Here is a 21,778-nt window from a genome sequence, read left to right on the forward strand (position 1 = left end):
AATCTAAAACTAAACAATTTGCCTATTTAGTTGTCAAATTGTTAGTGTCGTTTCGCTTACCTATATTCACACAACTTTTTGAGAGAGTGATGCCCCAAGCTATTTATGAATTTCCGCTCAATGAAAAGGTCAGAACCTATCTGCGCCTAGAGCAACTTTTTCAACAATTAAACCAGGTGAAACAAGCCACTGAAAATGGGCAATATATCCACTTTTTATCTTCCTTATTCACCTTACTAGATTTGCTCGAACGCTTAGATTTACGCACTGATGTGTTGAAAGATATTGAGGCGCATGAGAAAAACTTGGTGTTATGGTCTCAGCATCCGAATATTGATAATGATGCGTTGCAATCTGCGCTACAACAAATTCTTCGGCTGCGCGAAGAGCTCAAAAGTGCCAAAAAGTTTGGCTCCGATCTTAAGGAAGATCGGTTTTTAGCGGCTATTCGTCAGCGTTTTGCCATACCCGGTGGAACGTGCAGCTTTGATTTACCCAGCCTGCATTACTGGTTACAGCAACCTCACGAACGTATTCAAAATGATATTAAAGGGTGGATGTCTGAGATCGATTTGATCGACCGAGGTTTACAAATCATATTGGCATTTTTACGTGAACGAGGGCGCTTTAGTACAATAGAAGCAGCTAAAGGGTTTTATCAAGGGGTCGCTGATGACAAGAATGAGCTGATCCGAGTGATAAGCGCTACAGACCAAGGTTATTACCCTATGTTAAGTGGCAACAAATATCGCTACGCTATTCGGTTTATGTTGTTCACACCGAATATACAAGGTGGCACCACAGTTGATGAACAGGTGACCTGTAAGTTAGCCTGTTGTTAGTCATAATAAGTGTTGAAGAAAGGAGCTGGTGATGAAGGTCAATTGCCCGACTTGTAAAACGTCTGTTGAGTGGAATCAAGCAAGTCCATTTAGGCCTTTTTGCAGTAAAAAATGTCAACTTATTGATTTAGGTGAGTGGGCTGATGAACAAAAAGCGATCCCTTGTGGTCCGTCGAAAGACGCAGAAATGTCACAATTACCTGATATAGAAGAGATTGAAGCGATGCTCAGTGAGCAAAGCGATGACTTTTTTAAACAGTGATGCTAGGCAAAGTACATCGGTGTGAGAGGGCATACTGCCCTTAATCGCTTTATTAGATTTCATCGATAGATTTTAATTGTTTTTTATATTCAATCGGCTGAGCTATATTAGCCCCATCAAAATAATTAACCCCTTAAACAACTGGAGATATTATGTCTAATCCAAACTTTGAAGATAAATCAGGTCAACGTGTCCCTAATGTAACTTTCCCAATTCGCGTGAATGACGAGTGGGAAAAACGCACTTCGGATGAAATTTTTGCTGGAAAAACGGTCGTAGTATTCTCTCTTCCAGGTGCGTTCACGCCTACGTGTTCTTCCACACACTTACCGCGTTACAATGAACTGGCGAAAGTATTTAAAGCCAATGGCGTTGATGAAATCGTATGTGTTTCTGTAAACGATACCTTTGTTATGAATGCTTGGGCACAAGACCAAGAAGCACAAAACATTAGCTTGTTGCCTGATGGTAACTGTGAGTTCACCGATGGTATGGGCTTATTAGTAGACAAAGCTGACCTTGGTTTCGGCAAGCGCAGCTGGCGTTATTCTATGTTGGTAAAAGACGGCGTAGTAGACAAGATGTTTATTGAGCCTGACTTACCTGGCGACCCGTTTGAAGTATCTGACGCTGATACTATGCTGGAATACGTTGCCCCTAATGCAACAAAACCAGCTCCTGCGGCAATTTTTACCAAACCAGGCTGCCCATTCTGTGCAAAAGCCAAAGCGTTGCTAACAGAAAAAGGTTATGAGTTTGAAGAGCTAGTCATGGGTAAAGAAATCACTTTCACAGGTATGAAAGCTATTTCAGGCAATGACACATGGCCGCAAGTTTTCATCAATGGCCAACACATTGGTGGTAGTGATGATTTAGCTACCTTCCTTAACAAGTAAGTTTATTATTAAATAGATGCTTAAAGGGCTAACAATGTTAGCCCTTTTTTTATGGAAGTTGCTTACATTCTAAGCGTAGCAATCATTGGCGCTGCCAGATATGATAAGGCTAAGACTAACTGCTCAGACGTGTACCCTATGAGATTGATTCACTCAGTATTTTTACCCTTTTTAATCGCCGCTGTTAGCGTTTCGTTCGCCTCTCACGCGGATGCCTCGCTCGACACTGGTTTAACTCACTTTGATCAGTTGTACCAAACTGAGCTCGGTGGCGTAGTAAGCTGTCAATCTCAAACCGAATCGCGTCATGCTACCTGCTCGAGTCAATTGAAAAACGAAGGCAATGCTCCCTTTGTGCTGCATCACACTCATAAAACCGAAAAAGTATTCGTGCTCTTTCATGGCCTAAGTGATTCCCCTTTTTTTCTAACAACGGTGGCGCAAGCTATACATAAGCAAGGCCACAACGTTTTAGTCGCGCTTTTACCTGGGCATGGTAAAAAAGATGCAGATCAAGATATGCAAGATCCTGAATTAGCGGCGCGTTGGCGCAGTAACGTACAAGAAATGATTGCTCTGGCTCCTGAGTTTGGCGAACAGTTGTATTTAGGGGGCTTTTCAACTGGCGGTGCGTTGTCTGCCGAATACATTCTGGAGCATCCGGGGGAAGTGAAAGGGTTATTGCTTTTTTCAGGTGCACTGGCCCTAGATTCAAGTGTAGAAACCATGGCGAGCATATGGGGTATTAAGTGGTTAGCCAAAACTTTAGACGGCGATTATCAATCTATGGGCCCTAACCCGTTTAAGTATCCCAGTGTGGCGCGTTATTCCGCGTTTCAGTTGACCGATGTCATATTCTCGGTACGTGATTTGATAAAGCAGCAAAAGCCGCTAGATATTGCTATTTTCGCGGCGCACTCTGAAGCAGACAACACTACGCCCATTTCTGGTGTCAAAGATTTAATGGCATACAATAAAGGGCAGAACACTTTATTTCTTGTGGATAAGGAGTTTGATGTATGTCATGCCGACGTTGTGGTAAACGAAGCGCAAATTAAACAGATGAACTTTGACGAAAGCCAAGTGACTGAGATTTTACCTTGCAGTATTCCCAGTGCGAACCCACAGCATGCAGAAATGCTTGAGGCAATGAACGAGTTTATTCGACAGTACTAACCTTTGTATGGCTTGGTGATGCGAGGCCATTTACTCAGATGCTCTCTATTACTCGCCGGGGCGCCTTATTCCGCAGCGAGCGCCTTATTCCGCAGCGGGTGCCTTATTCCGCAGCGGGCGCCTTATTCCGCAGAGGCGCTCCTGTTACGCTGTAGCGCCTGATGTGAAACAAATGCTCAAGGGATAGTTATATTTTACTATCAATGAACAAAATAATAACTGTCGCACTTACGTATTAGTCTAATACCTTCATTTTTTGTGGGTAATTGAATATGTATACTCTGTATGGCTCTGAAGTCTCTCTTTATACGGGAAAAATTCGCGCTTATTTACGCTTTAAGCAACTGCCTTTCAAAGAGGTTCTTAGTACTATCGGCGTGTATAAAAAAATAATACGTCCTAATACAGGTGTGACGTTTATTCCGGTTGTGAAAACACCTAACGGTCAATACCTACAAGATACCGCCCGTATTATCGAATATTTAGAAACGCATAACTCACAAAGAACGGTTATTTCAACTGGGTCTACGCAGAACTTAGTCAGCGAATTATTCGCCTTGTGGAGTGACGAATGGTTGGTTATCCCAGCAATGCATTATCGCTGGAACAAAGAGAACTTCCCTTTTATATATCAAGAGTTTGGCCAAGTGGTTGCCGCCAAATTCCCGCGTTTTATTCGTGCGTATTTTGGCAAGAAACTGGCGAAAAAATTCAGTGGTTTTGTCCCGATATTAGGTATCACTGCGCAAACCATTCCCAGTATAGAAAACTGGTATGAAAACACCGTGCTGCATCATTTGAATCGTCATTTTGCTGAGCATGACTATTTATTGGGCAGTCGCCCGTGTGTCGGGGATTTTGCATTAATGGGGCCATTATACGCTCACCTATATCGAGATCCTGCTCCGGGCAAGCTGATGAAACGCATAGCGCCCCATGTAGTTGCTTGGGTTGAACGAATGAATCAATCGAATGTGCCGTTAGGGGAGTTTATCGCTGACGATGATATTCCTGATACCTTGTTGCCTTTGCTACAAGACATGTTTGAGCAACAATGGCCGGTACTAAGTGACACAGAGAGTAAACTGAGTGAGTGGCGAAAAACGCATTCTGATGAGCAGGTTATTCCACGTAGTATAGGGCAACACAGCTTTCATGTTGGCGGCGTTTCAGAGCAACGGGCAATATCTAGTTTTCATCAGTATAAGTTGCAAAGGGTGTTAGACACATTCCAGCTATTAAACGAAGATGACAAAGAAAGGGCCTTGGCCCTGTTAGATAGCGTGGGAGGCAAGCAGTACATACAAATGAGCGTGCAGGACCGAGTTGCAATTTTGAATAACAAGCTCGTTTTTGCTTAGTGGTGTGTTATACCATTACTACATAGCGACGCCTTAATCAAAAACCGCTGGACGCATTCTGAGGCGGTCACTTATTAATGCGGATTGGTATTTAATGGAAAATTGATTTCAAAGTGCACGCCATTGTTTGTTGAAGAATGGCAGTCAATTGTGCCTTTTAAGAGTTTTACCACTATGTTGTAGCAGATATGCATGCCAAGCCCATTTTCGCTACTGCCATTAACTAGGCTGAAAAACGGCTTATACAGATTAGCGACGCGCTCTGGCTCCATACCTTGCCCATTATCTGAATAAATAATGGTTAATGAAGCGCCAGAATCGACGTGGGTTTTATATGCTTGAATACTGATCTTGCCCGACTGTTCATGTGTAAAGGCATGTTCAATCGAGTTTAAGATCAAATGTGTTAAAACTTGGCCAATTGCTCCTGGGTGACACACGAGCGTTAAATCACTGGGAACATCTAAACAAAATCGATGCTGAGTGGTTTTTAGTTTTGGTTTAAGGGATAACAATACTTCCGTCATGTAATGACAAAGGTTTATCTCACGAGAAGTATGATGATGTTGGTCTTTAACTAGTTGCTCGAAATTACGCATGAGTTGATCTGCGCGCAATACATTGCGCTGCACGATAGCGAGCGCGTCTGTTGTGTCTTGATAAAGTTTTTTCAGATCAGATTTTTTAAGATTACTATTTTCAAATTTCGCTTCAGATTGAGCGCTCAATTCCTGCAAATGCGAAGTGGCAGTGATAGCAGCTCCAAGAGGCGTGTTCATTTCATGGGTTAAGCTAGATAGCATAGTGGTTAATGCAGCCATGCTTTCCATTTCAACTAATTGCTCTTGAATACGATTGCGTTGATTAATGGCTTTTTTGAGCAATAAATTCGATTCATTCAGTTCTACTCGTTGCTCAGCAGCGCGTGCGTTATGGGCATCCTGCAGTGATTTCAAATGTCGCTCAGATGCGACTTGTTGGAGTACTTGAGAAATAGCAGAACATAATATTTCTATGCGCTTTTGTTGTTGCTCGGTCAACTCGGTGTGCGCAACATTAAACAGGGTGACAACCCCCAGTATGCTTTCTACGTTGTCTGTAATGGGTAGTGCTAAACAGTTTTCAATGGCTAAATCTGCTGCACAGCTATGCAGTTGGGCCCAATCAGCATGACCGCTAATTTGCGTTGTCAGTTCACTGCGCCTGTGTTTAAGCACGCAATGAGGAGCACTTTTCGCTTGAGTATCATTTAACGCCAAAATGGCATCGATTAGCGTAGGGGGAGTTGTTAAAGCGAGTTCAACTGACACACTAACGTATTGCTCAGTGCGCCATAGCACAGTGTATTGCGCCTCAAGGGTTTCTTGCAGCAATATGACCAAGCTGCTTACAGCGGATGAGCTTTTAGATAAAAGGGCATCAAGCACTTGTGATTTGAAGATATCAGTCGCCAAGGTTATGCGCTCTAATCGTTATATGCTTCATCACGTTACCTTACCTCAACATCTGGGTTTTTACATCTAAGGCTATCTACATGCAGAGCGACAGCCTAAACCTCTTTGATTTAAAATGCATCGTCAATGCACATTGTTTTTTGTATTGCCATTTAGCGTATTTTCATCGCGTTTGGAATGCTCAAAATAGCACATTAAGGCCTCAAGTAAAGAAAGTGTTAATGGTTACAAGTCGCCGTAAATCGCTTGAAGGGCGCTAATAGCGGTGATTGCAGCGGTTTCTGTACGTAAAACGCGTGGCCCTAGTTGTACCGTGTGGAATCCGCCTTGCTCTGTTTGGTATAGCTCCTGATCTGAAAAGCCACCTTCAGGGCCAATAAGCAGCCTCACGCCGTCACTTCCTACTGCCGTATGACGAAAGCTCTTTTCGGCTCTAGGGTGCAGTGTTAAGCGCAGCGCCGGAGTGGATTGATTCACCCAGCTTTGAAATTCGGTAGGCATGTGCAGTGTCGGGATAACATTTCGTCCGCATTGCTCACATGCTGCAATGATAATTTTTTGCCACTGGGCGTGTTTCTTTTGCCAGCGCTGTGCGTCTAGTTTTACTCCGCAGCGTTCAGTGATCAGTGGTGTTATCTCAGCCACTCCGAGTTCAACTGACTTTTGCAGCACTAGATCCATTCTGTCGCCGCGTGAAATACCTTGGCCTAAATGGATGCTTAACGGCGACTCAAGACTGATACTGAGTTTTGCGTCGATTTGCACTCGCACCTTGCGCTTTGAAACATCAATAAACTCACCGCTGTATTCATTGCCATCGCCATTGAAGAGAACAACGGGTTGACCTACTTTTGAGCGTAAAACATTAGCAACATGATTGCTGGCGTCGGATGTTAATTCCAGCTCTTGATCTGAGTGCAGAGCCCCCGGGTGGTAAATTCTTGAAATTCGCATAGTTCAAACAGTTAGTCAGTTTGCGCCTATGGTATCAAGGAGTCTTTGTATGAGGGAAGTGTGTCGGCGCAGGTAAACTGCAATTTAATAAGAGGATTAAATTAAGGGGATTTTGCGAGAACAATACTCGATAGGGGGTTCAAGCCTATCGAGTATTTAATTTAGTTTACTTCTGCAACCTCACCAGCACCTAAAGATGACGTCTGAGCTATGGCGTTAGCCCCCTTGCGTGCATGTTTTGTATTCTTACCCGTATCTTTAAATAACGAATAAGCCAAGAGTGCTGCAACGATTGTCGCAAGTATTACGAGTAGCATCATTTTCAATTCCTTTAAAAATATTATGCCTAGTCGAGCGAATCGACCCGATGAGTATATCATCAACGTTAAAGCATGTTCAAAAAAGACAACAATATTTCATTAAACGCTTACAACTAAAGGGTAGTAGCCAAAAGTTGTAAACAAAAACAATATAATTAATTAAAATTACAGGTATATTAAGCGTGCTTAAAAAGCACTGAATTAGTGTTATTTAATCGATATGTAATATTGAATAATACCTGCACGGTTATGCTAGGTGTGGTGGCTTGAGGAATCGGAGTAGCCATTGAAAAATAATGAAACAAATGGAGAAATATATGTTTGAATTTGACTCAGAACAGATGTCCCAAATGATGGACACTTACGTAATTCCTTGGGGAATTAATATCGTAATGGCCATCTTGATTTATATCGTAGGTAAAATAGTCGTTGGCATTATTATTAACGTGTTCGGCAAGGTAATGCAGCGTTCTAAATACGACGATATGTTGGTTGACTTTATCAAAGCGATATTGAACGCGATACTCATGCTGTTCGTCATCATCGCATCGTTAAACGAATTAGGTGTTGATACAACGTCTCTTGTCGCTATCTTAGGTGCCGCTGGTTTAGCCATCGGTTTATCTTTACAAGGTTCATTACAAAACTTCGCTGCTGGCGTTATGTTATTGGTATTTCGTCCATTTAAAGCAGGTGATTTTGTTGAAGCTGGCGGTGCAGCCGGTGTGGTTAAAAGCATCAGTATCTTCACGACTATTATGACCAGTGGTGATAATAAAGAAATTATCGTACCTAATGGGCAAATTTATAGCGGCACTATCACTAATTACTCTGCGAAAGAAACACGTCGTGTTGATATGGTAGTGGGTATTGGTTACGACGCAGATCTTAAGCGTGCCAAAGAAGTGTTAAAAGAATTAGCCGCTGCAGACTCTCGTATACTTCAAGATCCAGCGCCAACGATTGCTGTTGCTGAGCTTGCTGATAGCAGTGTTAATTTTGTCGTACGCCCTTGGGTAAAAGCGGCGGATTTCTGGGCAGTTAAATTCGACTTTACTGAAGCGGTTAAATTACGTTTCGACCAAGAAGGTATTTCAATTCCATTCCCGCAAATGGATGTGCATCTTCACAAAGACGCAGAATAAACTTCTGTGCCTTAAAAAAATGCCGCTTATTCAGCGGCATTTTTTATGTCTGTTGCTAAGTGCTTAGGCGTTGCAAACTCTATGACTTTTTGCACTGTGGGCGCTCACTCGTCTGGCGATACATAGCCAAAGCGGGTGCCATGTTTTCACCTAACTTTTCTATTCTGCTTTGCGGAGCAGGGTGGGTTGATAAGATTTCTGCTTGGCGGTTATCGCCGCTGGCTTTGTCCATGTTTTCCCACAAATTGACGGATTGCTGAGGGTTAAAGCCTGATTTGGCCATTAACTGTAAGCCAATAAGGTCTGCTTCGGTTTCGTGCGTTCGGCTAAAAGGTAATTGCACCCCTACTTGTACCCCCATACCAATGGCTGCCATGATCATATTGTTATTGGCAATTTGATTGGCTTGTAGTAACTGATTGGTTGCTTCCATACCTATGCCTATCAGTGTGCTACTAGACATTCTTTCATTACCATGTTCTGCGATGACATGTCCGATTTCGTGCCCGATAACAGCCGCTAACTGATCTTGGTTTTCGGCCACCTCGAGTAATCCGGTATATACACCAATTTTACCGCCTGGAAGCGCAAAAGCGTTGACCTGAGGCTCGTCAAATACCACCAACTCCCACTCGCCAGAAAACACAGATTGAGGCACATGCTTGGTAATGGCATCGGCTACACAGGATACGAACTGATTTGTAACTGGGGTTTGTGAGACTTTTTGTTCTGATTTCATGCCATCAAAGGTTTGTTGGCCCATATTAGCTAACTGATCAGATGAATACAGCTTGAGTTGGTTGCGCCCTAATGGTGATTTAGCACAGCTGGTTAATAGTAGTGTGGAAACACAGACGGCGGTGAGTACTTTATTTAACGAAAATGTCATAGCGTACTTCCTGTAAATTAATGTAAATGGAATAAGTGTGATACTACCTTGTTATGTCGTTTGGGTTAATAGCCACTCTTGAGTAACTCCCGAGTAACTCCCGAGTAACTCTTTAGCAGCGCCTGAGTATTTCTTGAGATACTCATGAAGTCCTTAGAGCAAAAAAAAACGTATCAGCACTAGCATGATACGTTTTTCTGGCTATTTGGATTAACAGCTGAACTGCTGTCAGCAAACTTCTTTCTGACTACAAATTTGCAGCCGCACGCAAGGCCTCGGCCTTGTCGGTTTTTTCCCAAGGAAACTCTTCACGGCCAAAGTGACCATAGGCAGCAGTAGCTTGGTAAATTGGGCGCTCTAAATCAAGCATCTTGATTAAACCATAAGGACGAAGCTCAAAGTGCTCGCGCACTAATGCTGTCAAGGCTTCGTCTGATACTTGAGCTGTACCAAAGGTTTCAACGTTAATAGAGGTCGGCTCAGCCACCCCAATGGCATAAGAAATTTGAATTTCACAACGTTTTGCTAGACCAGCGGCAACAATGTTTTTCGCTACATAGCGCCCAGCGTATGCTGCGCTGCGGTCTACTTTTGATGGATCTTTACCGGAAAAAGCACCGCCGCCATGACGCGCCATACCGCCGTATGTATCCACGATAATTTTACGTCCCGTCAGGCCACAGTCACCCATTGGGCCACCAATCACAAAACGACCGGTAGGATTAATGAAGTATTTTGTTTGTGCTGTGAGCCACTTAGCCGGTAACACGGGCTTAATGATTTCTTCCATTACGGCTTCACGTAACTGCTCAGTACTAACAGAATCACAATGCTGTGTTGAAAGAACAACGGCGTCAATGCCGACAGGTACGTTGTCTTCGTAGACGAAGGTAACTTGACTCTTCGCATCAGGACGCAACCAATCTAGTTGACCACTTTTACGGATTTCAGCTTGACGCTTTACCAAGCGATGTGCATAAGTTACAGGTGCAGGCATCAGTACGTCGGTTTCATCACTGGCGTAACCGAACATTAACCCCTGATCTCCAGCGCCTTGATCTTCAGGGCGAGTGCGGTCTACACCTTGGTTAATGTCAGGCGATTGCTTACCGATGGCATTTAGCACAGCACATGAATCTGCGTCAAAACCCATATCTGAATGGGTGTAGCCTATTTCACGCACGGTATTGCGAGTGAGCTCTTCGATATCAACCCATGCATTGGTTGTGACTTCACCGCCTACCATGACCATGCCAGTTTTTACGTATGTTTCGCAAGCGACCCGAGCTTTGGGATCTTGCGCGAGAATGGCATCGAGTACTGCGTCAGAGATTTGATCTGCGATTTTATCTGGGTGCCCTTCGGATACCGACTCAGAAGTAAAAAGATGCTTAGTCATGTAGGATCCTTATAAAATAAAATGGTCTGATGAATATAGTGACATTTTACTGATTAAGATCAAAAATACCAGTCTTTACTTCTAGACGTCCAAACGGCTGGGCGTAAACGAACCGTTCCAATAAAAAAAGTCAATCACAAATGGGCTTTCGTTAAGTTTTGTCGTTGCAGTTAGGCCAGCCCTAAGCCAGAATGTAGCGCTATCGATCGCTAGCTTACATTTTGATGGATTCTTTTAACAGCGAGCGTCAACCAGTCATTAATAATCAGGAGACCACATGCCTTCACGTCAACAACTCGCTAACGCAATACGTGCGCTTAGTATGGATGCAGTACAACAGGCTAATTCAGGACACCCAGGCGCCCCTATGGGCATGGCAGATATAGCCGAAGTATTGTGGAACGATTTTTTAAAGCACAATCCTGCGAACCCAAATTGGGCTAACCGTGACCGCTTTATTATGTCTAACGGCCATGGTTCGATGTTAGTTTATTCGTTGCTGCATTTAACGGGTTATGAATTACCGATTGAAGAGTTAAAGAATTTCCGTCAATTGCATTCAAAAACACCAGGTCACCCTGAGTATGGTTATGCGCCTGGCGTAGAAACCACAACAGGCCCGTTAGGCCAAGGTATTAGCAATGCGGTTGGTATGGCGATAGCCGAAAAAGTATTGGCGGCGCAATTTAATCAAGAGAACTTCGATATTGTTGACCATTTCACTTATTGCTTCTTAGGCGATGGCTGTTTGATGGAAGGTATCTCTCATGAAGCGTGCTCTCTGGCGGGTACGTTAGGCCTAGGCAAGTTGGTTGCGTTTTGGGATGACAATGGTATTTCTATTGATGGGCATGTAGAAGGCTGGTTTACGGATAATACGCCTGCGCGTTTTGAATCTTATGGTTGGCAGGTCATTGCTGATGTTGATGGACACGATCCAGAAGCGATTAAAGCAGCGGTTGAAACAGCAAAAGCCAATACCACTCAGCCAACATTGATTTGCTGTAAAACGGTTATAGGTTTCGGTTCACCGAATAAATCAGGTAGCCATGACTCTCACGGCTCGCCTTTAGGGGTTGATGAAATCACCGCTACCCGCGAATTTTTAAAATGGCCTCATGCTGCATTTGAAGTTCCAGAAGATATTTATGCAGGGTGGGATGCAAAAGCATCAGGCTCTGAGTTAGAGCAAGAGTGGAATGAACAACTCGCAGCATACGAGAAAGCTCACCCAGAATTAGCGGCTGAATTAACGCGTCGTTTAAACGGTGATTTACCTGCTGATTTCGCAGAAAAAGCCCAAGCGTTCATCGAGCAATCTCAGGAAAAAGCGGAAAATGTGGCAAGTCGTAAGGCGTCACAAAATTCAATTGAAGCATTTGCTGCGATCATGCCGGAAATTTTAGGGGGCTCAGCTGACTTAGCTGGTTCAAACTTAACCCTTTGGTCAAACTCTAAAGGCGTGACAGCTGACGATGCCAGCGGTAATTACTTATACTACGGTGTGCGTGAGTTCGGCATGAGCGGCATCATGAACGGTATTGGTTTGCATGGTGGTTTCCGTCCATTTGGTGCGACCTTCCTTATGTTTATGGAATATGCACGTAATGCGGTTCGTATGGCTTCATTGATGGGCATTCCTAATATCTTCGTGTATACCCATGACTCAATTGGTCAAGGAGAAGACGGCCCAACGCATCAGCCTATCGAGCAATTGGCTAACTTGCGTTTAACCCCGAATCTCGCTACGTGGCGTCCATGTGACGGCGCTGAAACCGCCGTTGCATGGAAATCCGCTTTAGAGCGTAAAAATGGCCCAAGTGCCCTAGTCTTCAGTCGTCAAGGTTTGCCTGCTCAAGCGCGTAATGCTGAGCAATTAGCCAACGTGGCTAAAGGCGGCTACGTGCTAAAAGATTGCGAAGGTACACCTCAAGTTATCTTAATTGGTACGGGCTCTGAAGTAGGCGTTGCCATGGAAGCCGCTGAGCAACTTAGCGCCAAAGGTGTTGCTGTGCGAGTTGTGTCTATGCCAAGCACCTCTGTGTTTGACCAGCAAGATGACAGCTATCGTGAATCAGTACTGCCAAGAGCAGTTACTGCTCGAGTAGCGGTTGAAGCAGCTCATGTAGATTACTGGAGCAAGTATGTTGGTTTCGATGGTGCAGTAGTGGGCATGTCTACCTTTGGTGAGTCTGCACCAGGTGCGGCACTGCTTAAGCACTTCGGTATCACGGCTGATGCTGTGGCTGAGAAAGCACAAGGATTGTTGAATTGTTAGGAAATGCCTTTCAGTTGAAACAATAAAACTATAATCTAAGGCGCTTTCGAGCGCCTTAGTCATTTTAGTGACGCAGTTTTAGTATTTTAAATAGCGTTTTAAGAGTGTTTTAAATTTCAGTAAGAGCCAAATGATACGAGTAGCAATTAATGGTTTTGGTCGTATTGGTCGCAATGTACTACGTGCGTTATACGAAACGGGGCAAAACAAACAAATTCAAATTGTGGCGATCAATGAACTCGCCGAGCCAGAAGGCGTAGCACATTTATTAAAATATGATACTGCCCACGGGCGTTTCCGTTTTCCTGTTGTGTTAGACAAACAACAGCTAGTGGTAGCCGGTGACCACATCACCTTATTGCAACAGGCTAATATTGAAGATTTGCCTTGGGGCGAGCTTGATATTGATGTGGTGTTAGAATGTACGGGTGTCAATAACGAGCGCGCCCATGGTGAACAACATATCGCTCAAGGGGCGAAAAAGGTGTTGTTCTCTCAGCCTTGTGGACCAGATGTTGATGCAACCATTATTATGGGGATCAACGAAGAATCTCTAAAAGCCAGTGACAGCATAGTGTCTGCTGGCTCATGTACCACTAACTGCATCGTGCCTGTGATTCAGGTGCTTGATGAAGCCTTTTCTGTCTCCAGTGGCACTATCACGACTATCCATTCATCCATGCATGACCAGCAAGTGATTGATGCTTATCATCCTGATCTTCGTCGTACGCGAGCAGCGAGTCAGTCAATCATTCCAGTAGACACTAAATTAGCCCGGGGAATAGAGCGCATTTTGCCCAAGTTCGCGGGGAAATTTGAAGCGATTGCCGTGCGCGTGCCCACTATCAATGTGACTGCGATGGATTTAAGCGTAACGCTCGATGCTAAGGTCACGATAGAAGAGGTCAATCAAGCTTTAAAGACCGCCAAAAATGGGCGTTTGAGCGGTATATTAGATTTCACGGAAGAGCCTTTGGTGTCAGTCGATTTTAATCACGATGCGCACTCGTGCATTGTCGATGGTACACAAACCCGAGTGAGTCATAAGCAACTGGTAAAGTTGCTGGTATGGTGTGACAACGAATGGGGTTTTTCAAATCGTATGATTGATACCGTCAATGTAATGAACCGATTGGCACTTAACACAACAGCCAGCTAATTTATCGCTTTAGCTAATGAAAGCTTTAGCCAATTAAAAGCGTTAGCCAATTTATTTTTAATTTGTAATTCACGTTTAACACGTCAAATGGGGGAAATATGTCAATAATCAACATGACTGATTTAGAGTTAGCAGGGAAACGAGTACTTATTCGTCAGGATCTAAACGTACCTGTAAAAGACGGTAAAGTGACATCAGATGCCCGTATCAAAGCATCGCTAGGAACCATTAAACACGCACTCGAAGCGGGCGCAAAAGTGATGGTCATGTCGCATTTAGGTCGCCCAACTGAAGGTCAGTTCGATCAAGACTTTTCATTACAGCCTGTGGTTGATTACCTAAACGACGTATTAGATTGCTCTGTCACCCTAGCACAAGATTATTTAGACGGCGTTGAAGTGAAAGCCGGCGAGCTAGTCGTACTTGAAAACGTACGCTTCAATGAAGGCGAGAAGAAAGACGATGAAGTGTTATCTAAACAGTATGCGGCCCTGTGCGATGTGTATGTGATGGATGCCTTTGGTACTGCTCATCGTGCTCAAGCATCAACCCATGGTGCGGGCAAATACGCGCCTGTGGCGTGTGCCGGCCCATTATTAGCAGGCGAGCTTGAAGCTCTTGGTAAGGCGTTACATAACCCAGCACGACCTATGCTAGCGATTGTTGGCGGCTCTAAAGTATCGACTAAGTTAACGGTACTTGAGTCTTTATCAAATAAAGTGGATCAGCTTATCGTGGGTGGCGGCATTGCCAATACCTTTATTGCTGCGACGGGTAACAATGTGGGTAAGTCTTTATATGAAGCTGATTTAATCCCTGAAGCGAATCGTTTACTTGCGGCAGCAAAAGACGCTGGCGGCAATATTCCGGTCCCTGTTGACGTGGTGACAGGTAAAGAGTTTTCTGAGCAAGCGCAAGCGACGTTAAAAGACGTAAGTGATGTGGCCGAAGATGATATGATTTTTGACATCGGGCCTAAAACCGCTGCTGAACTTGCAGAATTAATTAAAAATGCAGGTACTATTGTGTGGAATGGCCCTGTTGGCGTGTTTGAATTTGATCAATTTGGCGAAGGCACCAAAGCCATTGCTTTGGCAATTGCGCAAAGTAACGCGTTTTCTATTGCTGGTGGTGGTGATACGTTAGCAGCAGTAGACAAATACGCTATCGAAGATAAGATATCGTATATCTCCACAGGTGGTGGAGCATTTTTAGAGTTTCTAGAAGGTAAAGAGCTACCCGCAGTCACTATGTTAGAGGCTCGGGGGGCTTAATAACTTCACGAAAAATAACAAGAGAAGCATAAGCTTCCGTTAACCTTTGTAACCTACAAGCCGTTATGCCCATCGGCTTACAACACAATTAAGGAGTGTTGCTCATGGCATCACAAGCACAATTGGATATGCTAAAAAAAATAAAAAGTGATAATGGATTTATCGCGGCCCTTGACCAAAGTGGTGGCAGTACGCCTAAAGCTTTGCGCTTATATGGTGTTGAAGAAACTGAATACACAAATGATGATGAGATGTTCACGCAAGTTCATTTGATGCGTACGCGTATTGTGACAAGCCCGGCCTTTAACGGAAAGCGTGTCTTGGGCGCGATCTTATTTGAAAATACATTAGATCGTGAAATTAGCGGCAAATCATCTGCACACTTTCTATGGCAAGAAAAGAACGTGGTTCCTTTCTTGAAAGTAGACAAAGGTTTGCAAGATGAAGCTGATGGTGTTCAATTGATGAAACCCATCGCCGATTTAGACAGTTTGCTCGCTAAAGCCAACGCACAGGACGTATTTGGTACTAAAATGCGCTCAGTGGTTAAACTTGGCAACAAAGCAGGTATTGACGCTATCGTTGCCCAGCAGTTTGAAGTGGGTAAGCAAATTTTAGCAGCGGGTTTGATGCCTATTATTGAGCCTGAAGTGGATATCAATAGCCCTGAAAAAGCACAAGCTGAAGCCTTGTTAAAAGCGGCTATTTTAGCCCAGCTTGATGCCTTAGACGCTGATCAAACCGTAATGCTTAAATTGACTCTACCAGAAGAAACAAACTTCTACAGTGAGTTAGTGGAACATCCTAAAGTGTTGAAAGTGGTTGCGTTATCTGGTGGTTATAATCGTCAGGAAGCGAACCGCCGCTTATCACAAAATACAGGCATGATTGCCAGCTTCTCTCGCGCACTAACGGAAGGGGTGAATGCTAAGCAATCAGATGATGAGTTTAACGCCACGTTAGACGAAGCCATCGAAGGTATATATCAAGCTTCTGTGAGCTAATGATTTGCTAAATACGGTATAAAAACCAAGCGTTCGCTTGGTTTTTTTGTTTTTGCGATAGTCAATACCGCTCTAGACCTTTGCCTAGTAGATTTGATGATGCTTGCTAGTGTAATCTAAAAACTAACAGCTGATTTAACATCATAAATTCATATTTATCAAAACGTTAAATAATACCAATTACAATATATAATTAACCACTCAGCGAAAATTTAATGGAATTGGTATAAAAATACGGAGCTAATATGCAAGTCACTTTGCCTTTGCCATTGTACAAGAAATTAGCGGTGACTTTTAGAGTTGAACCCGGATGCTTGGGGCCCGACGGAAGCGAGCATATTGAAGGTTTTTGCCAGTTTGCTAAACAACATGTTTCTTCGTTGTATAGTGATTTTGTACGTTGGCGTATTGTGCCTCGTTATGACAAAAGCTTGCCAGAAACAGAATATAAAACCAATAATAAACGCCTGGATCACACTAAGGCGCGGCAATATCTAAGCGCATTCGAGCAAGAACTAGATACATTCGAAGCGCATTTTCACGAAAAACTAGCTGACTTGATTGATCAGTATTTAGGACGTTAATCCTCTACCAGCCAAGCATTACCCACCGCAATATCCACTTGCTCGATAACGTAATCCCACAGCTTTGGGGCGATGGTTTGTAAATACGTATTTCGTTTTAACACTTGGCTTTTTTTAACCTTGTTAGTTTTCCAACTACCGCCGTGATTACTCATGTTTTGCAGAACAGGTAATACTCTATCCATTGCTTTGGCATACTGGGCATCCGCTGACTGCCCTTGTTCAAACTCAAGCCAAAGATTCAGCATGTCTTGACCTGACGGCTCTGGCAGTAAACCAAAAATACGTTTGGCTGCGTCTAATTCTTTTTGCTCTTGTGCTTGATGATCTTGAACTTCTGCAAATGCAAATAAATCCCCTGCATCAATTTCCACGATATCGTGAATAAGCAACATTTTTGTCACGCGCAATATATCTACTGGCTCACTAGCGTAATCAGCCATGACTTGGGCTAACAAGGCGATGTGCCAACTGTGCTCTGCGCTGTTTTCGTGACGGTTGTTATCAGCTTCAACCACAGTCTTGCGGTACACCGCTTTGAGTTTGTCTATTTCAAGCATGAAGGCTATTTGAGCGGTAAGATCGTGCATGTTTTACGGAGTCCTAGCTGTAGAAAAAGGCAGCTGCCAGTTGGCAACCGCCTAAAGTGTATTAAAGCTCGCTGGTTTCGTTTCTGTCAGCGATTTTTTTCAAATTTTCGTGAATTTTAAATAATACGATCAACAACTCGCACCATATTCTGGCACCTATTACACCAGCAATGAGTATACCCAAACCACTGATAAAGCCTCCACTGTATGCATTAAACATAGTCGTGACACCAGACGCCACAGCAGCTAATAGCATCAGCCAGTAAACGAAAGTGATGATTTTTGGGGTGAGCATTGAATCGAAGAAGAAAAGATCCTTCATAATATACCTTCCTTGTTATTAAATATTAAAACGCAGTTAACGATTTGAAATACCATATCGATATATACAATATAGCGGGTTAACTATAAGGCTTTTTTATTAACAATTACAAGGGGTTATGCTTTTATTTTCTGTTATATGCTTTACAGCTCAGATGTGAAAGCAGGTCTTACTCATAGCGCAATTGTAGATCTAGCGCCTGCAAGTAGCGCTCTTCTGTGGCGAGATCAGCACTAAAAATGGGCTTGTTTTCAAGCCAACCTTCAGGAAATGTAACGCGGATACTAGCCGATTTTACTTTTATGTCTATGGGCGGCAGTATGTCATCTTGGCGTTTTATGTTTAACAGTACGCCGAGACGTAAAATCGCAATTAATTTGTGTACATGATCCGCCGGATGCAGCGTGAAGTCAGCAATCTCACTTGGGCGAATTTTTTTACGATAATAACGCACGAGTGTTGCCATTAAGGTTTGTTGTTCTTGATTGAAGCCAGGTAGATCAATGTTTTGCAATATGTACGCAGAATGACGCTGAGTACCATGGGTATTAATTTGCAAGCCCACTTCGTGGAGCAGCGCCGACCAACCTAGCATGCTCTTGAGCTCTTTTGAGGCGATATTCCAACTGTCTTTACATTGCTGATAGATATCCATGGTCACGCTATGCACACGTCTAGCTTGCTCAATATCTACATCGTAGCGTGTGGCCAAACTTTCCGCTGAGCGCTGTCGCACATCTGGGTGGGTTAATTGCGTTTCCATTTCGTATAAAACCCCTTCGCGCAGGGCCGCTGTGGAAAACACCATATGCTCGATGTCTAAGCTTTTAAAAATCGCAATCAAAATGGCTAAGCCCGCAGCGAAAACGGGTTTACGATCCTCACTCATTTGGCTGATATTGAGTTTATTTACTGTGCCTGCTTCGCAGCATATTTTCATCAAACGGGTCAGTTGTGACAGGGTGACTTTGCCTTCAGTGGATTTCACACTGTCATTTTGGGCGATTTGAATAATATTGCGAATAGTGCCTGAGGTGCCGATACAGCTTTTCCAACCGGCTCGTAAATAGGCTTTGTCAATCATCTCCAGTTCTTGCTGGGCGGCAGTTATGGCGCGTTCAAATGATTTGCTTTTTAGTTCATCGTTTTTAAAGAATTTCTTAGTGTAACTTACACAGCCCATCTGCAAGCTGCGCAACATTTTGGGCTCGAAGCCTTGCCCGATAATAAACTCTGTAGAGCCGCCACCAATATCGACCACCAAACGTTGGCCATTGTCATGGTTGGTATGGGCGACGCCTAAATAAATTAAGCGAGCTTCTTCAGCTCCCCCTATCACTTCAATGGGGTAGGGTAGAATGTCTCGTGCAGCACGAATAAAGCCTTTGGCATTGCGTGCCTTGCGTAGTGTGTAAGTGGCAACGATACGTACATTTTCAGCTGGGAAGTCTTGCAGGCTTTCAGCGACTACGTTTAATGCATCTAAGCCACGCTGCTGTGCTTCATCATCAAGCTGGTAATCGCTGTTTAAACCTTGGGCTAAACGTACTTTTTGTTTGACTCTGTGCAATATTTGCACTGAGCCTGCAACGACTCTTGCAACCACTAAATGGAAACTGTTTGAGCCAATATCTAATGCGGCAATTTTGCTGGTGTCTCTTACTTCCACACCATCAAATGGCGCATTATCATTGGGCATCTTTCTTTTTTTCCTGCTGCTTTATGTATTCGTATGTTTCTATTTGAGAGCGTAACTTTTTACGGTTGCCACGGCGCACATACTTATTGGACTGATGTTGATCAATAATACGGGCTTTCAGCGTATCTTGAAATTGAATTTCGAGAATATCTAGAATTTGCTTGATAAGTTTCGGCTCATAGATTGGGCAACCCACCTCAATTCTAAAGTCCATATTACGGGTCATCCAATCTGCAGATGAAATAAACACACGTTTGTCACCGGCATTTTCGAATACCATTACGCGCGGGTGTTCTAAAAAGCGGTCAACGATGCTGATAACAGAGATATTTTCACTTAAGCCTTTAACCCCAGGTACGAGAGAGCACATGCCGCGAATGATCAAACGTACTTTTACCCCAGCTTGACTGGCTTTGTACAAGTCATCGATTAACAGTTGGTCATCCAAGTTATTCAATTTTAGCGTAATCCCAGCGCTCAAGCCTTCTTTGACGTTCTGTATTTCCTGTCTAATCAAAAGCTGTATCTTGGTTCGGGCGTTAATAGGGGATATTTGTAAATGCTGGAATTTCTGGCGACGATAAGGCTGTTGAATAAAGTTAAAAACGTTTTCTGCTTCTAATGCCAATTCTTGATTGCGGGTAAATAAACTGAAATCAGTATAAATTTTAGCGGTTTTTTCGTTGAAGTTGCCTGTACCGAAGTGAGCGTAGTGGATCAGCTCACCCTTTTCTTCACGGCTGACTAAGCATAACTTGCTGTGGATTTTCAGCGCGTGCATACCAAATACGACTTTAATGCCGGCATCGGTCATGGTTTTAGACCAGCTAATGTTCGCTTCTTCGTCAAAGCGAGCCCGTAACTCAACCACCACAGTGACTTTTTTACCGTTATCGACAGCATCAATAAGGGAATCGATAATGCGCGAATTCTTCGCCACGCGATATATATTCAACTTTATTTGCTTAACTTTAGGGTCAAAAGCCGCTTGGCGCACAAACTCCGTTACGTGTAAAAAACGGTGATAAGGGTAATACAGCAGTATATCTTTTTCGCTGATAGCGTCGAATACCGTGTTATGTGCTGCGAAATCACTTGATGTGACAGCGGGTAATTTGGGGTTTTCTAAATAGTCTCGCCCAACGTTTGGAAAGCCAATAAAATCCTTAAAGTTACGGTAAGTACCACCTGCAATTAAGCTGTCGTATGATGATATTTTTAAGCGTTTCTTTAAGTTGCGCACCATGTCGCTTGGCATTTGCTCGTCATAAACTACGCGAACGGGCTCAGCGATTAATCGTTGCTTCATGCTTTCTGACATTTTATCGACGTAACTTTCATCTATCTCGTCGTTAATAGAATATTCAGAGTCCCGGGTCATCTTAAAGGAATAGGCCTCACCTGATTCAAAGTCCACGAAGCCTTTAAATATACTCTCAAGGTTGTGGCGAATGATGTCGTCTAACAAGATAATGTATTTTTTCTTACGGCTATTTTCCGGAGGGATGACCACAAAGCGTGACAGGGATTTAGTCGGTACCTCGATTGTAGCGTATTGGGTGTTTTTGCCGCTGTTGTTAATGGCGACATAAAGGTAAGTTGCTGAGTCATTTAAACGGGATACAAGGTTTACTTTGCTATGCAGTAAAATTGGTGCGATGTGACGCAAAATTTTATTCTTAAAGTAGTTCTTTAACCAGGTGGTTTGGTATTCCGATAGTTTTTCATCTTCGAGCAAAAAGATATTGTAGCGCGCTAAACGAGCAACCACATCTTCACGGACGCGTTCGAAATCCTCTGTCATGCCAACGACTTTTTCTTGGATTTGCTCCATGAGTAGCTTGGTTTTGTCTGCTTTTTCTGTTTCTCCCTCATCCAAGTGGATGTAAATTTTTCGTTTAACATCCGCCACTCGAACGCGGTAAAACTCATCCATATTACTTGAGTAAATACCGAGGAATCGAATCCGCTCAACAATAGGGTTTTTGCGATCGGCTGCTTCTTGAAGTACGCGTTGATTAAACGAAAGCCAGCTGATTTCGCGAGAAAAATAGATATTAGGTTGAGCAGTCATTGTATCTTAATGTCAAATAAGAAAAATTTGTGCGATATAGTGTCAATTGTGTATGACGAATTTATGACAGCTATATCCCACCATCGTACACTTTTG

At 43.4% G+C, this 21,778-nt stretch carries 20 protein-coding genes; 11 read left to right on the plus strand and 9 right to left on the minus strand.

Translation table 11 applies throughout. The features are described from left to right. The first annotated feature begins 89 nt into the window (after positions 1-89). The 5 genes from zapD (at position 90) to GCHA_RS11600 (ending at position 4,537) form a co-directional block, all read left to right on the plus strand. Positions 90-842 carry a cell division protein ZapD gene (zapD, locus tag GCHA_RS11580; RefSeq protein ID WP_007988345.1) on the plus strand — a complete coding sequence of 251 codons (753 nt, stop codon included), beginning with the start codon at positions 90-92 and terminating at the stop codon, positions 840-842. 31 nt (positions 843-873) lie between these two features. Continuing rightward, a complete protein-coding gene (yacG, locus tag GCHA_RS11585) occupies positions 874-1,104 on the plus strand; it encodes a DNA gyrase inhibitor YacG (protein ID WP_007988346.1) in 231 nt (76 codons plus the stop codon). Positions 1,105-1,256: 152 nt separating this feature from the next. Further along, positions 1,257-2,000, plus strand: a complete 744-nt coding sequence (locus GCHA_RS11590; RefSeq protein WP_007988347.1) for a glutathione peroxidase — start codon at positions 1,257-1,259, stop codon at positions 1,998-2,000. Positions 2,001-2,066: 66 nt separating this feature from the next. Continuing rightward, a complete protein-coding gene (locus tag GCHA_RS11595; RefSeq protein WP_039992411.1) occupies positions 2,067-3,176 on the plus strand; it encodes an alpha/beta hydrolase in 1,110 nt (369 codons plus the stop codon). Between the two features lie 272 nt (positions 3,177-3,448). Continuing rightward, entirely contained in the window at positions 3,449-4,537 is a 1,089-nt protein-coding gene (locus GCHA_RS11600; RefSeq protein ID WP_007988351.1) for a glutathione S-transferase family protein, read from the plus strand. A gap of 74 nt (positions 4,538-4,611) precedes the next feature. Here the strand turns inward: GCHA_RS11600 and GCHA_RS11605 are convergent, their stop codons facing one another. The 3 genes from GCHA_RS11605 to GCHA_RS23040 all read right to left on the minus strand — a co-directional run bounded on the left by GCHA_RS11605 (position 4,612) and on the right by GCHA_RS23040 (position 7,265). Next, entirely contained in the window at positions 4,612-5,991 is a 1,380-nt protein-coding gene (locus tag GCHA_RS11605; protein WP_007988353.1) for a sensor histidine kinase, read from the minus strand. Positions 5,992-6,216: 225 nt separating this feature from the next. Then, a complete protein-coding gene (locus GCHA_RS11610; RefSeq protein ID WP_007988355.1) occupies positions 6,217-6,945 on the minus strand; it encodes a 16S rRNA (uracil(1498)-N(3))-methyltransferase in 729 nt (242 codons plus the stop codon). A gap of 161 nt (positions 6,946-7,106) precedes the next feature. Continuing rightward, entirely contained in the window at positions 7,107-7,265 is a 159-nt protein-coding gene (locus GCHA_RS23040) for a hypothetical protein (protein ID WP_007988356.1), read from the minus strand. A gap of 317 nt (positions 7,266-7,582) precedes the next feature. On the opposite strand from GCHA_RS23040, the gene GCHA_RS11615 reads away from it, so the two are divergent. After that, a complete protein-coding gene (locus GCHA_RS11615; RefSeq protein WP_007988358.1) occupies positions 7,583-8,410 on the plus strand; it encodes a mechanosensitive ion channel family protein in 828 nt (275 codons plus the stop codon). A 79-nt stretch (positions 8,411-8,489) separates the two neighbouring features. On the opposite strand, the gene GCHA_RS11620 is transcribed toward GCHA_RS11615, so the two are convergent. Together GCHA_RS11620 and metK are read right to left on the minus strand one after the other, a co-directional pair. After that, positions 8,490-9,299, minus strand: coding sequence for a M48 family metallopeptidase (locus tag GCHA_RS11620; RefSeq protein WP_007988360.1), 810 nt, complete (start codon positions 9,297-9,299; stop codon positions 8,490-8,492). Positions 9,300-9,546: 247 nt separating this feature from the next. Further along, entirely contained in the window at positions 9,547-10,698 is a 1,152-nt protein-coding gene (gene metK / locus GCHA_RS11625; protein WP_007988362.1) for a methionine adenosyltransferase, read from the minus strand. Positions 10,699-10,975: 277 nt separating this feature from the next. On the opposite strand from metK, the gene tkt reads away from it, so the two are divergent. From tkt to GCHA_RS11650, 5 genes are all read left to right on the plus strand, one after another. Further along, the gene (tkt, locus tag GCHA_RS11630; RefSeq protein WP_007988365.1) at positions 10,976-12,976 is read left to right on the plus strand and encodes a transketolase; all 2,001 of its coding nucleotides are present in this window, start codon (positions 10,976-10,978) and stop codon (positions 12,974-12,976) included. A gap of 130 nt (positions 12,977-13,106) precedes the next feature. Further along, a complete protein-coding gene (gene epd / locus GCHA_RS11635) occupies positions 13,107-14,135 on the plus strand; it encodes an erythrose-4-phosphate dehydrogenase (RefSeq protein ID WP_007988368.1) in 1,029 nt (342 codons plus the stop codon). Positions 14,136-14,233: 98 nt separating this feature from the next. Further along, the gene (locus GCHA_RS11640; RefSeq protein ID WP_007988370.1) at positions 14,234-15,409 is read left to right on the plus strand and encodes a phosphoglycerate kinase; all 1,176 of its coding nucleotides are present in this window, start codon (positions 14,234-14,236) and stop codon (positions 15,407-15,409) included. A 104-nt stretch (positions 15,410-15,513) separates the two neighbouring features. After that, the gene (locus tag GCHA_RS11645; RefSeq protein WP_007988372.1) at positions 15,514-16,413 is read left to right on the plus strand and encodes a fructose bisphosphate aldolase; all 900 of its coding nucleotides are present in this window, start codon (positions 15,514-15,516) and stop codon (positions 16,411-16,413) included. Positions 16,414-16,658: 245 nt separating this feature from the next. Then, entirely contained in the window at positions 16,659-16,997 is a 339-nt protein-coding gene (locus GCHA_RS11650; protein WP_007988374.1) for a hypothetical protein, read from the plus strand. Here the strand turns inward: GCHA_RS11650 and GCHA_RS11655 are convergent. From GCHA_RS11655 to ppk1, 4 genes are all read right to left on the minus strand, one after another. Further along, positions 16,994-17,587 (minus strand): HD domain-containing protein, encoded by a 594-nt coding sequence (locus GCHA_RS11655; RefSeq protein WP_007988376.1) that lies wholly within the window; start codon positions 17,585-17,587, stop codon positions 16,994-16,996. The genes GCHA_RS11650 and GCHA_RS11655 overlap by 4 nt on opposite strands. Before the next feature lie 61 nt (positions 17,588-17,648). Then, entirely contained in the window at positions 17,649-17,909 is a 261-nt protein-coding gene (locus GCHA_RS11660) for a DUF4282 domain-containing protein (RefSeq protein WP_007988379.1), read from the minus strand. A gap of 169 nt (positions 17,910-18,078) precedes the next feature. Further along, on the minus strand, positions 18,079-19,608 hold the full coding sequence (ppx, locus tag GCHA_RS11665) for an exopolyphosphatase (RefSeq protein WP_007988381.1): 1,530 nt from the start codon (positions 19,606-19,608) through the stop codon (positions 18,079-18,081). Further along, positions 19,598-21,682 (minus strand): polyphosphate kinase 1, encoded by a 2,085-nt coding sequence (gene ppk1 / locus GCHA_RS11670; RefSeq protein WP_007988384.1) that lies wholly within the window; start codon positions 21,680-21,682, stop codon positions 19,598-19,600. The genes ppx and ppk1 overlap by 11 nt, the downstream gene beginning before the upstream one ends. Between the last annotated feature and the right edge of the window lie 96 nt (positions 21,683-21,778).

It is taken from the genome of Paraglaciecola chathamensis S18K6, from assembly GCA_000314955.1.
In the GTDB taxonomy this organism is placed as follows: Bacteria; Pseudomonadota; Gammaproteobacteria; order Enterobacterales; family Alteromonadaceae; genus Paraglaciecola; species Paraglaciecola chathamensis.